Origin of the sequence: Niastella yeongjuensis, from assembly GCF_900110245.1 — a bacterium.
GTDB lineage: Bacteria > Bacteroidota > Bacteroidia > Chitinophagales > Chitinophagaceae > Niastella > Niastella yeongjuensis.
The window spans coordinates 49312-62993 of record NZ_FOCZ01000006.1 but is presented as its reverse complement, the minus strand read 5'-3'; the positions used below and the strand labels follow the sequence as shown (position 1 = coordinate 62993).

Genomic DNA, 13682 nt, shown 5'->3' with positions numbered 1-13682 from the left:
AAGTAGAAGCACGTCTTTGGTACTGATATTGCGAGTAGTGAGTAGTGAGTAGTGAGTTGTGAGTGGTGAGTTGTGAGTAGTGAGTAGTGAGTGGTGAGTAGTGAGTGGTGAGTAGTGAGTGGGCTCGCGAGCTTTGAGAATACTTTATTATCTTGCATCTCCCAAATTCTTCTGCCTTCTGCCTTCTGCCTTCTGCCTTCTGCCTTCTGCCTTCTGCCTTCTGCCTTCTGCCTTCTGCCCTCTGCCCTCTGCCTTACTTATACCCAAACTTGCCCAAAAACTCATCCTTCCTCCGTGTAGCCACTTCAATCAGGGCGTTATCACTCATCTCAATCAACCCGCCCCGTCCCTTATGGTATTTCTTCACAAAGTTCAGGTTTATGATGTGTGAGTTATGGATGCGAAAGAACAGATCGGCCGGTAATATTTCCTCGTATTCTTTGATAATGCGCGACGATACGTATTTCTGGTTATCCGTGGCATACACGTAGGTATAGCCGCCCCTGGCTTCAAAACGGATGATTTCCGCCAGTTGAATAAAAACGAGACCATCGTTATTAGGCAGGGCAATTTTCTGTAGCGAGGAATTGGGTTTATTGATGTTGAACATCAGGTTCTGCAACTGTACGTTTATGTTCTTGAACCGGATGCGGTCCTTGGCCTTTTGAACCGCAGTTTTCAGTTCATCGATGCTCACGGGTTTCAACAGGTAATCGAGCGCACTGTATTTAAAAGCCTTCAGCGTGTAGGCATCGAAGGCAGTAATAAAAATAATTTCAAATTCAATGGGCATGATTTTGTCCAGCAGGTCAAAAGCATTCCCATGTGGCATTTCGATATCCAGAAATACCAGGTCAGGTTGCGTTTCAGCAATCAATGGAATGGCAGTTTCAGCACTCACCGCTTCCCCGATTATACGTACGTCGGGGCAGCTTTCGTTCAGCAGTCCATTCAGGATTCGGATGTTTTTTGGTTCGTCGTCTACAATTAACGCATTAATCATACAGCAAAGAAAATGAATATATTAAATAACAGGAAAATAGATTGTCACCCTTGTCCCCAAGGAATTGTGAAAATTGTCTTCCAGGTCATCGATCTGCATATAGATCTTCTGCTCATGCTCCCGGTTAAACATCTCTATCCGGTCGGCAGTTAAAGATAAACCCTTAGACTGATAATTAATGGGCGAAATGCTTTTATACTGCATGGCCGCCTTTCTTCCGATGCCATTATCTTCCAAAATGCATACAAGATGCCCATGTTCACGCTTTACAGTAATAGTCACTACCCCGTTTTTATCCCGGCGAAAACGCAGCCCATGGCGTACGCTGTTCTCCACGAATGGCTGCAGGATCATAGGGGGAATATAATAAACGGCCGGATCAACCCCTTTTTCTATATTCACCACCCAGGAAAAAGCGTCTTCCAAACGTGTCTTTTCTATTTCCAGGTAATTGGTCAGGTAATCCAGCTCTTCATCCAGACCAATCTCCGGTTTGGAAGAAAAATCAAGCGTTTGCCTGATCAACCGGGAGAACCCGGCAATGAACTTATTGGCGCCCGCCAGGTCGGCTTCCATTACATACTGCTGTATGGAGTTTAAACTATTAAAAATAAAATGCGGGTTCATCTGGGCCTTGCGCGACAATTGCTCCAGCTCATTGATCCGTTTGCTGGTAGCTGTTTTTTCCTGTTCCCGTTTCCTTATTCGTCGAACAATAAGCAAAACTATTACACCGGTAACCGCTAAAAATAAAAGTGAGATCAACACTTTAAACCAGCTTTCCTCGTACAACAGTTTCTCGATGGTAAAACCGGTGGTAACGACCGGACTGCTGATATCGAATTTATTGGTGGCCTGCAGCTGTAGCTTGTAATCCCCTGATGGCAGGGCGGGATAGTTGAGAAATGTTTCCCTTGTGTCGTGCCAGGTGCTGTCGAGGCCCAATAATCGGTACCGGTAACGGATATCACCGCCCGATTTGTAAGAGATGCCTACATAGTTAAGCTGAATATTATTTTCCGCATGCGGTATCGATACAGGCGCCTCGCTGGGATGAAAGGTTTTGTTGCCGATGGTTACATCGATGACCCGCAGGTCACAGCGCGACTGGCCGCCTATTTTTTCCTCATCAAAAAAAGTAACGCCTTCAGGAGTGGCCACAAACACTTTTCTGCTATTGGCATACACCGCGTTTATGATGTCCGACGAAAGCCCGTCACTGGTGGTGTACTTTTCAATGGGGTAACCCGGCAGTAACACCCGTATTTTATTCAATCCTTTTTCAGTGCCCACCCACAATTTGCCATGCTCATAAAAAAGCCGCCGGCAAATGTTGCTAGACAGCCCGTCTTTTCGGGTAAAGTGTTTGATCAGCTGGTTGTTTTTCCAGGCTATTAACCCATCCCCCGCCGTACCTACCCATAAAACCTGGTTATCGTCTTTGCATATGTCGGCAATGCGGCCACTGAGTGCACGCACTTCACTGCCCAGGTACAACGCCTGTTTACCGGGGGTCAATTTGTACAATCCGTTCAGGGTGCCGATATAAATGGAATCTTTGTCTGCAAACAGGCTGGTGGCGCGTTCGCGCCAAACAGTATCGAGGATCTGTAAACGTTCCTGGTCAACCTGCAACACGTTCTTTTCCGTAGCGATCAAAAACGTTTTGCCATACGTACACAGGGCTTTCACAGATATAAAATTCAGCAGGTGTGTAAAGCTGGTGAGATCTTCCGTTAGCTTGATGATATAATGTTTGGTGGCCAGGTAAACCCGGTCATCACCCAGCGTACTTTTTATCAGTAAGGGATCGGGCACCGGCCCCTTAAGATGGAAAGGGATGCGGCCTTCCTGTTTTCCGGTTTCAGCGGAGAGCTTATACATTTCACCCTGGGTGGTAGCGGCCAGCATCCAGTTCTTATATTGTAAAACAGATACTGCCTGATTGTCCTGCTGCCTGTCTGACTTAAAATGAATATTTTTTACTTCGGTGGAGTTTAACCGGTACACGCCATTGCCTAATGTACAGAACCACCAGTTGCCAGACCGGTCTTTAAATACGTTCGACACGGTAATACCCGGTAAATGATGCAACACACTGTTGGGGTTGTTTATATTGTATACCCATGCCCCTAAGCGGGTACAGGTCACCAGGTACTGGCCATCGATAACGTCGAAGTTGATGTGTTTGTATTTGACACTGTATGGATAATTAAGCAGCCTGTTATCGTTCAGGGTAAGGTAGGAAAGTTCATTTTCATTGCGCCTGAACAGCAACGTTCCATTGGAATATGCCGCATAATTAAAATGTTTAACATTGTACACGATGGTTTTATAAAACGTAAACCGGTTTTGTTCCAGAATAAGCAGATGGTTATCCTGCAACACCCAAAAACCACCTTCCTTACGGCCTGCCACCAATGAAATATACCCCAGCGGCTGGCCGGCAAAGCTGGTAAAGGTGTATATGTCGCCGGCCGGCGTTATCAAATGCAGCCGGGTTACTTCCTGCAACAATACATTCCCTGCGCTGTCTTCCGCATACCTGACTATGTTATCCTGGATGTTCAGCTTTTTCAACAGCGAGTCGTTTTCACTGGTGTGAATTTTACCCTTATAATAAAAAGCTACCGCCCTTCTGAAGGGAGAGATCCATACGCGGCCTTTGGAGTCGCCAAACAATTGAATGATCTCGTTATCGGGCAGCCCGTCTTCCAGTGTAAAGTTTTTATAATGTGTACCATCGAAACGCGTTAATCCCGTTTCAGTCCCAAACCATAAAAAGCCTTCTGCATCCTGGGTCATGCAGTATACTGTGGAGCCGGCAAGTCCATCCCTGCTGTCGTACCGGGAATAGCTGAACTCCTGGCTGTACAGAAACAAAGGAGTAATAGGAAGGAATAAGACCAGCAGTAACCTACAATTCATAAGCCCTGTAAAATAAGGATATGGAATCAAATAACCGGGAAACTTATTGTTACCCTTGTTCCCAATGCATTGCCATTTTCATCTTCCAGATCGTCGATATGCATGGTAATTTTTTGCTCATGCTCCCGGTTGAACATCTCAATCCGGTCGGCAGTTAAAGATAACCCCTTCGATTGATAATTGATGGGAGAAATGCTTTTATACTGCCTGGCAGCCTTTCTGCCAATGCCATTATCCTGCAGTATACATATCAGGTGTTCCTTTTCCCTTTTCACGGTAATGGTCACCTTGCCGTTTTTGTCGCGGCGGAAACGCAGGCCATGCCGTACACTGTTCTCCACAAATGGTTGCAGGATCATGGGTGGAATGTAATACTCTGCCGGGTGTACGGTTTTGTCGACATAAACCGACCAGTTGAACGCATTTTCCAGCCGGGTTTTCTCCAGGTCAAGGTAGTTGGTCAGGTAATCCAGCTCTTCCTCCAGGCTTATTTCGGGGCGGGAAGAGAAGTCAAGTGTTTGCCTGATAAGCCGCGAGAACCCGGATATAAATTTATTGGCGCCCGTTACATCAGCGTCCATCACATACTGCTGAATAGAGTTCAGGCTGTTGAAAATAAAGTGCGGGTTCATCTGCGCCTTGCGCGACAATTGCTCCAGTTCATTAATACGTTTTACAAAGGAAGTTTTCTCCTGCTCCCTTCTGCGGATGCGCCTTATGATCAGCCACATTACCAAACTGGTGAGGGTCATCGAAAGCAAAACGATCAGCAGTTTGAACCAGGTCTTTTCGTACAAAAGCTTCTCAATAGTGAAGCCAGCTGTAAGCACCTGGCTGTTTATATCGAATTTATTGATGGCCTGTAACTGCAACTGGTAATCGCCCGACGGTAAGGCGGGATAGCTCAAAAAGGTCCCCCGCGTTTCGCGCCACACACTATCGAGCCCCAGTAAGCGGTAACGATAAAGGATATCGCCGCACGACCGGTACGAAATGCCCACGTAATTGAATTGAATATTGTTCTTTGCATGGGGTATCAGCACCGGGGCATCAGCCGCATAATAAATTTTGCCGCTAATAGTAATATCGGTAAACCGCAGATCGCAACGCGAATGACTGGTCATTTTTTCTTCATCGAAAAAGGTCATGCCTTCCGGCGTTCCAACAAATACCTTTTTATTGGTAACATAGATCGCATCGATGATGTCTGACGACAACCCATCGCTGGTGGTATACTTTTGAGTGAGAAACCCCGGCTGCAGCACGTTTATCCGGGTTACGCCTTTATCGGTACCCACCCATAAAATGCCATTCTCATAAAAAAGCGTGCGACAAATATTACTCGATAACCCATTATGCCTGGAAAAATTCCTGACCTGTTCACCGTTCCGGTAGCCCACCAGTCCATCCCCGGCAGTAGCTACCCAAACAACATAATTGGCATCTTCCTTCACATCTGTTATGCGGCCCTGCAACGATCTCATCTTTTCACCCAGGTTAACCAGTCTTTTATCGGGCAACAACTGGTAAAGACCATTCAGGGTGCCAATATAAACCGTATCATTGTTGGAGAATACACAGGTGGCCCGCTCAGGTAACAGTGTATCCTGCACTTTTAACGTCTGCTGGTCCAGGGTGACCACACAACTCTGTGAAGTTACAATAATGGAATTCCGGTGTGCGCACATTGCCTTTACAGTAATAGGATAAAAGGTAGCTATCATACTGTTCAGGTCGGGCGTTAGTCTTTGCAAAAAGAACTTGGTCCCTAATAATACGGTGTTGTCCTTTAGCGTAATAAGGTTGAAAATGGGAAGGTGATTGAACCAGGTAAATGGCGTTTGCGATTGCGCTTCCCATTTTCCATTCGGGGAAGCATATTTACGGACCAGGTTAAAAGTATTGATGGCTTGTTTCAGCTCTTTACTTGCCGGCACCTCTCCCATCCAGGATTGCACCTGCACCTGTCTTTTTTCGGCCAGTTGCGCATTCAGTACCACCGGGGAATTGAGGCGGTATACGCCTTTTCCCATGGTAGTGAACCACCAGCTGCCCTCTGAATCTTTGAACATATTACTTACCGCTATGCCGGTAAGGTGACGCTGAATACTGTCGGGATAATTGGCATCATATACAAAGGCGCCTTCCAGCGTACACGAAGCGGCATACCGGCTATCGATCGCTGCGCTGTTGATAACCTCATACTTCTGGTTTGAAGCGCAGGAAATCCGCCTGAGGTCGTTAAGCGATAATATATTTACCTCATCAGGGCTGCTTCTGTAAAAGAGCTTATCCTGGATCATATTGGCAAACGCAAAATGAATATGATCATACACGTAAGGCACCGTTTTCCATAAAGTAAACTGGTTATTATGGAGTATATAGATGTTACCATCTTCCATTACCCAAAAACCGCCTGCGCTGCGGCTGCCGATTTGGGATACAAAACTCCATGGCCGGCTGCCGTTGTTGGCGAATGTGGTTATTTGCCCATTTGTTTGTATCAAATGCATCCGGGTAACTTCCTGTAATAAAATATTACCGGCTCCGTCTTCTGCAAACCGTACCACATTATCCTGAATGCGCAATTTTTGTAACAAAGAATCATTGGTCCTGTTATGAATAACCCCTTTATAATAATAGCAGACCGTTTTTTTGAATGGCGCCAGCCATACCCGCCCTTTTGAATCGGCAAACACCTGAATGATGTCGTTATCGGGCAACCCGTCTTCCTTCGTAAAACTTCTGAAATGTGTACCATCGAAGCGGGTTACGCCGGTTTCGGTCCCAAACCATAAAAATCCCTCCCTGTCCTGCGTCATGCAATACACGGTGGAACTGCCAAGACCATCACGGCTGTCATAATGGGTATAACTGTACTCCTGGCTTAAAAGGAACAGCGGACAAAAAACCAGTAAAACAAATAGCAATCTGCAGTTCATAGCTTCAAAAAGATATTTCAATTTATACCACTGGAAAATTGATAGTTACCCGGGTGCCTAAGGCATTACCCGCTTCATCTTCCAGGTCGTCTATTTGCATGGTGATCTGTTGTACGTTTACCTGGTTATACATCGCTATCCGGTCGGCGGTAAGGGACAATCCCTTCGACTGGTAATTGATGGGTGAAATGCTTTTATAGCGCATGGCCGCCTTCCGGCCAATGCCATTGTCTTCCACCATACAAACCAGGTGGTTGCCTGCGCGTTTTACGATAATCGTTACCTTGCCGTTTTTGTCTCTGAGATATCGCAACCCATGCCGCACGCTGTTCTCCACAAACGGTTGTAAGATCATGGGCGGAATATAATAGGCCGCCGGGTCAACGGCATCGTTTATAGAAACCGACCAGCTGAATGCATGTTCTAACCGGGTTTTCTCTATTTCCAGGTAGTTGGTCAGGTAATCCAGCTCTTCTTCCAGGCTGATATCGGGCCTGGAAGAAAAATCAAGCGTTTGCCTGATGAGCCGCGAGAACCCGGAAATGAATTTATTGGCGCCTGCCAGGTCAGAATCCATTACATATTGCTGAATGGAGTTCAGGCTGTTAAAAATAAAGTGGGGATTCATTTGCGCCTTGCGCGACAATTGCTCCAGTTCGGCAATGCGGCGATTGATGGCTGTTTTTTCCTGTTCCCGCCGCCTGATACGACGTATTATCAACAATACCACCAAAACGGTTATGGCTAGGAACAGCAGCCCTGCCAATATCCTGAACCAGGTATTTTCATACAACAGTTTCTCCACGGTAAAACGGGCCACCAGCAACTGGCTGTGTACATCGAATTTATTGATGGCCTGGATCTGTAATTCATAGTCACCGGAAGGCAGGGCCGGAAAGCTTAAAAAGGATTCCCTTGTTTCATACCAGGTACTATCAAGCCCCAGTAACCGATACCGGTAGCGGATGTCGCCGGTTGATTTATAGGAAATACCTACATAATCGAACTGCAGGTTGTTCTTCTTATGTGGAATAACAACCGGCGCCAGATCGGGGTAATAAGTCTTGCCCCCTACAGAAATATCGATAAACCGCAGGTCGCAGCGCGATTCGCTGGCTATTTTGGCTTCATCAAAAAAGGTAACGCCATCAGGGGTGCCTACAAACACTTTTTTATTATACACATACACTACATTGATGATGTCGGAAACCAGCCCATCGCCGGTAGTGTACTTTTTCAACGGGTACGTGGTATCATCGATGCGTATTTTATTCAACCCCTTATTGGTGCCAACCCACAGGTCATTATCCTGTAAAAATAAAGTGCGGCAAATGTTACTGGCCAGCCCCCGTTCCTGTTTTATATGGGCTATTATTTTCTCGTCTTTGAAAGCAACCAGGCCGCCGCCGAAAGTAGCCACCCACATTACCTGTTTGGCATCGCGGGTTATAGCGGCAATGCGCAATTTAAAAGGTGCATACCGGTCGCCCAGCCATTGTTTATCGCCATTGGGCAGCAGCCGGTATAAACCATTCAGGGTGCCAATATAGAATGTATCATTTACGGCATAAACAGTGGTGGCCCGTTCCTGCCAAATGGTGTCTTTTATGGCAAGGGTAAGCTGGTCTATGCGAAAGATATTCCGGTCGGTGATCACCACCAGGTCTTTCTTATACGGGTAAAACCCTTTTACGGTAACATGAGCGAGCGGATCATACCATTTTATCCGGGGTACATACTGTAAAATACCGGTAGCCGTTCCGCCAATCAGATTGCCGGCTGCATTTTTATACAGGGCTACCACACTTTGGTTTATTCCCATGGTATCTACCCCCAATTTACGGCCCGGTTTCCCGGTGTTCGCATCCAGCCAGTGAATAACATTTTTGTCGCTGCCCACTACAATGGAATTACCATCCCTGACAAATGACAATACCTGTTGACTGATATTATAATCCTGAAATTTGGTATTTAAAACAAAGGCGGAATTCAACCGGTAAATCCCCTGCCCCATGGAAGTAAACCACAGGTTCCCTTCCTGGTCCTTTTGCATACCGGTAACCCGTACCCCTGGCAGAAAGTGCAACACACTATCGGGGCCATTGATATTATACACCAACGCGCCCCAGGGGGAGTTGATACTTACCTGGTTTTCGTCAATAATGGAAAAATTGATCTGTTGCTGCAAAGCAGGCACCCGGATGATTTTCCCGGTACTCATAGATTGCAGTGAGTTTTGCGTAAAACTGTTACGAAGCGCTATCACATTTTCATTAACGGCGGCATATGCCACATATCCCGACCAATAATCCAGCACTTTTTCCTGGGTGAACAGGCGGTTGTTGAACTCATACAACTTGTTTTGTTCTATTATCCAAAAACCACCGGCGGGATTGCGGCCAACAGTAGACAGATTTTTTAAAGGCTCGCCATGGATGTCGTTTATTGTGTATATGTCATTTTTAGCGGTTACCAGGTGAAGCTTGTTGATCTCCATCAACAACACATCGCCGTGATCATTCTCTGCAAAACGCATTACATAATTGACGACCTTGATACGCTGTAACAGGGTATCATTTTCCGAAGTATAAAACTTTCCCTTGTAGTAATAACAGATCGATTTTTTGAACGGCGCTATCCAGACACGTCCTTTTGAATCGGCGAATAATTGTATCACCTCATTATCGGGCAACCCGTCATCGAGCGTAAAGGTCCTGAAATGGGTGCCGTCAAAACGGGTTAACCCAGCTTCTGTACCAAACCACATAAATCCCTGGGTATCCTGCGTCATGCAATACACCGTGGAACTTGCCAGCCCATCCTTGCTGTCATAGTGCGTATACCCGTATTCCTGGCTCCACAGGAAAAACGGACATAATAACAATAAAACAAGGAACAATCTACTGTTCATAATATACCAGATTAAACAACAGGGAAATTTATGGTTACCCTGGTACCCAATGCATTACCCGCATCGTCTTCCAGGTCATCTATTTGCATGGTGATCTTCTGCACGTGTACCTGGTTGTACATCGCCATCCGGTCGGCCGTAAGGGACAATCCTTTCGACTGGTAATTGATGGGCGAAATACTTTTATACCGCATAGCGGCTTTCCGGCCAATGCCATTGTCTTCCAGTATACAAACCAGGTGATCACCTGTGCGTTTTACCGTAATCGTTATTATTCCGTTTTTATCCCGGCGGTAACGCAATCCATGCCGCACACTGTTTTCCACAAAGGGTTGTAAGATCATGGGCGGAATGAAGTAAGCAGTGGGGTCAACGGCCTCATCCATGGAAACCGACCAGGAAAAAGCATTCTCCAACCGGGTCTTTTCTATCTCCAGGTAGTTGGTTAAATAGTCCAGTTCGTCTTCGAGGCTGATGTCGGGTTTGGACGAAAAATCAAGTGTTTGCCTGATGAGCCGCGAGAACCCGGAAATAAATTTATTGGCCCCGGTGAGGTCTGAATCCATTACATATTGTTGTATGGAGTTCAGGCTGTTAAAAATAAAATGCGGGTTCATTTGCGCCTTGCGCGACAGCTGCTCCAAATCGGCGATGCGGCGGCTGACAGCCGTTTTCTCCTGCTCCCTGCGCCGGATACGCCGGATGATCAACAATACCAGTAAAACCGTAAGGGCCAGGAATAACACCCCTGCCAGTACCTTGAACCATGTTTTTTCATACAACAGCTTTTCTACGGTAAACCGCGTTGCCAGCAGCTGGCTGTGTACATCGAATTTATTGATTGCCTGGATCTGTAATTCATAATCGCCGGATGCCAGGGCCGGAAAGTTCAAAAGGGTTTCGCGCGTTTCGTACCAGGTAGTATCAAGACCGAGTAACCGGTAGCGGTAGCGGATATCGCCAGATGATTTATAGGAAATGCCGACGAAATTAAACTGAATGCTATTCTTTTTATGTGGAATAATGACCGGCGCCATATCAGGGTAATAAGCCTCCCCTCCGATTGAAATATTTACAAACCGCAGATCGCAGCGCGACTGGCTGGCTATTTTCCCTTCATCAAAACAGGTAATGCCTTCCGGTGTCCCTACAAACACCTTGCTATTATCAACGTACACAACATTAATGATATCGGAAACCAACCCATCACCGGTTGTATATTTTTTAACGGGGTAAGTAGTATCGTTGATGTTTATTTTATTCAGTCCTCTATTTGTACCCACCCAAAGGACGCTATCCTGTAAAAAAACAGAACGGCAAATATTGCTGGTCAATTGCTGTTTAAGGTGGGCAATTATTTTTTCATTCCGGAATGCGATAAGGCCATCGCCAAATGTAGCGATCCAGAGTACGTTGTTGGTATCGCGGGTAATGGCGGCTATGCGCGATTTAAAAGGGGCATACGGACCGCCCAGGAACTGTTTTTCACCATTGGGCAGCAGCCGGTACAAACCGTTAAGGGTACCAATATAAAAGGTATCGTTCACGGCAAAGGAAGCAGTAGCCCGGTCGTGCCAAATGGTATCTCTTATGTTCAGGGAAAGCTGGTTGATACGAAAAACATTCCGGTCAGTGACTACCAGCAGATCATTTTTATAAGGGAAAAAATTTTTAACATTGGTATAAGGGAACTGTGATAACAGTTTAAAACGAGGCGAAAATTCGAATATGCCTGCAGATGTGCCGCCCAAAATGGATCCCGCGGGGTTTTTATACAAAGTAACTATCGGATGTGTAGGCCCGATTAAATGAAATGTAGTTCTTCTTTCTTCCTTTCCGGATGCCACATTCAGCCAGTGAAGCACATTCATGTCGCTGCCAACCACAACGGAATTACCACCATCACGCACAATCGAGAGTACCTGGTGACTGGTATTATAGTCCCGGAATTTGGTGTTTAAAACGTAGGCAGAATTTAACCGGTAAACCCCCTGACCTAATGTAGAGAACCACAAACTCCCCTCTCTGTCTTTATAAGTGCCACAAACACGGGCACCCGGCAGAAAATGTTGCACACTGTCCCGGTAATTTAAATTATAAACCATGGCACCCATGGAGGAATTAATGCTTACATGGGCTTCATCCAGGATTGTAATGTTGATCAGGTTGATGAGGGTCGGCACCTGAATGGTCCTGCCTGTTGCCGCAGAATGCAGGGTAGTCCTCCACTGGTCATTGCGTATGCCTGTCAACTGCCCGCTCAGGGCCACATAGGTTAGATGTATAAATTTATAATCCAGCTTTTTCTCCAGATTGAACAGGCGATTGCTATATTCATAAAGGTTGTTGGAATCCAGAACCCAGAACCCGCCTGCCGGGTTACGGCCAATGGTCGACAAATAACTGATGGGTTTGCCCTGAATAGTTTTGATTAAAGACACTTCGCCAGTAGCCGCAATTAAATGTAGCTGATTGGTCTCCATCAACAGTACATTGCCCTGGTCATCTTCTGCAAACCGCATCACATTCTTATCAATTTGTATACGGCTTAACAGCGTATCGTTTTCCTGGTTGTAGATCTTACCCTTATAATAATAACAGATTGTCTTTTTAAAGGGCGAGATCCAAACGCGTCCTTTGGAGTCAGTGAACAGTTGTATAATCTCATTATCGGGCAGGCCGTCTTCCTGGGTAAAGTTCCTGAAATGCGTGCCATCGAACCGGTTCAAACCCGTTTCCGTACCAAACCACATAAAACCGTCGGCATCCTGCGTCATGCAATATACGGTGGAACTGGCCAGTCCATCCTTACTGTCATAGCGGGTATAACCATATTCCTGGGCAAAACATATAAGGGGGAACAGGGTACAAAAAATGGCGGATAACCTTCTCATAATACCTTATAAAAATAAGGCTTATTTGACAATATCCTGGGCGTGAAACCGAGCAGCCGGCCTACATTGCCGGCAAACTGTGCGGCCATGCCAAAATCAGCAAACGGGTTGCGCAAACGAATCGCGTTCCCAAAAAAGCTGGCGATAAAAAACACGGGAATGGCAAACAAATAAAAAGCCAGTTGTACCAGATACCAGCCCACCCCAAATTGTTTGCGTATGCGCAGAAAGTTCGAGAGCATGATCTGAAACCCCTTGCGGTCGTAGAGGTTATAATATCCCTTTCCGGAAGAACCAAAGGCTTCATTGGCCGATTCTCCCTGCAGGTGTATTACTTTATACTGTCCGTAGATGCAAAGTTTACCGGTTTTACGTAACCGGCTGCACCATTCGGCTTCTTCGGCATACAAAAAGAAATCCTCATCCAGTAACCCTGCCTTTTCAATGGCCGTCTTTTTTACCATTAAAAAGGCCCCATTGATCCAGTCCACTTCAACCAGCGCACTCGAATCGGGCACATTGGGTTTTTCAACCTTTACCACATTGCCCAGCCATTTTATAAAACTGCCCAGGTAAGGCAGGGGCAATAGGTAATTCAGTCCGCCCTTCATAAAGAAATTGCCCGAGATCTGCGGACTGCGGTCGGTATTCAGCAACTGAACGCCGCAGGCCACGTAGTCGGAAGTGATGAACTGCCGGTAACACTGTTCAATGGCATTGTGCTGGTTCAGCGTGTCGGAATTCAACAGCAGTACCACGTCACTGGTCGACTGGCGGATGCCCTCATTATTGGCGCGGGCAAAACCTGCGTTGTAAGACATTTGTACCCACTTCACCCGGGGAAAGGCCCGGGTAACTATTTCCTGGCTGTTATCGCCAGAGGCATTGTCTACCACAATAACCTCCAGGTTTTCCTGGTTTTGACCGGAAAAAAAAGTAGCCAGGCAATCAGTCAGTAATTGCGGCGTTTTATAATTTACTATGATGACACTGAGCCCGGGCAT

The 13682-nt window shown here is 46.3% G+C and carries 6 protein-coding genes; all 6 read right to left on the bottom strand.

Annotated features, from left to right (window positions below):
* Positions 1–253: 253 nt before the first annotated feature.
* The 6 genes from BMX95_RS17140 to BMX95_RS17115 are packed head-to-tail and all read right to left on the bottom strand — an operon-like array spanning position 254 to position 13682.
* Complete coding sequence (locus tag BMX95_RS17140; protein ID WP_081202317.1) at positions 254–1003, bottom strand: LytR/AlgR family response regulator transcription factor; 750 nt, start codon at positions 1001–1003, stop codon at positions 254–256.
* A 21-nt stretch (positions 1004–1024) separates the two neighbouring features.
* Complete coding sequence (locus BMX95_RS17135) at positions 1025–3931, bottom strand: ligand-binding sensor domain-containing protein (RefSeq protein WP_081202316.1); 2907 nt, start codon at positions 3929–3931, stop codon at positions 1025–1027.
* Between the two features lie 26 nt (positions 3932–3957).
* Positions 3958–6873: a sensor histidine kinase gene (locus BMX95_RS17130; RefSeq protein WP_081202315.1), complete on the bottom strand. Its 2916-nt coding sequence runs from the start codon at positions 6871–6873 to the stop codon at positions 3958–3960.
* A 22-nt stretch (positions 6874–6895) separates the two neighbouring features.
* Entirely contained in the window at positions 6896–9784 is a 2889-nt protein-coding gene (locus BMX95_RS17125) for a sensor histidine kinase (RefSeq protein WP_081202314.1), read from the bottom strand.
* Between the two features lie 11 nt (positions 9785–9795).
* Positions 9796–12678: a sensor histidine kinase gene (locus BMX95_RS17120; protein WP_081202313.1), complete on the bottom strand. Its 2883-nt coding sequence runs from the start codon at positions 12676–12678 to the stop codon at positions 9796–9798.
* The gene (locus BMX95_RS17115) at positions 12675–13682 is read right to left on the bottom strand and encodes a glycosyltransferase family 2 protein (RefSeq protein WP_081202312.1); all 1008 of its coding nucleotides are present in this window, start codon (positions 13680–13682) and stop codon (positions 12675–12677) included. Before BMX95_RS17115 ends, BMX95_RS17120 begins: the two co-directional genes overlap by 4 nt.

What these genes read in the sequence shown, in the direction of transcription:
- BMX95_RS17130 (WP_081202315.1), bottom strand. Translation starts at nt 6,873, where the DNA reads ATGAACTGCAGATTGCTATTTGTTTTACTGGTTTTTTGTCCGCTGTTC.
- BMX95_RS17135 (WP_081202316.1), bottom strand. Translation starts at nt 3,931, where the DNA reads ATGAATTGTAGGTTACTGCTGGTCTTATTCCTTCCTATTACTCCTTTG.
- BMX95_RS17125 (WP_081202314.1), bottom strand. Translation starts at nt 9,784, where the DNA reads ATGAACAGTAGATTGTTCCTTGTTTTATTGTTATTATGTCCGTTTTTC.
- BMX95_RS17140 (WP_081202317.1), bottom strand. Translation starts at nt 1,003, where the DNA reads ATGATTAATGCGTTAATTGTAGACGACGAACCAAAAAACATCCGAATC.
- BMX95_RS17120 (WP_081202313.1), bottom strand. Translation starts at nt 12,678, where the DNA reads ATGAGAAGGTTATCCGCCATTTTTTGTACCCTGTTCCCCCTTATATGT.
- BMX95_RS17115 (WP_081202312.1), bottom strand. Translation starts at nt 13,682, where the DNA reads ATGCCCGGGCTCAGTGTCATCATAGTAAATTATAAAACGCCGCAATTA.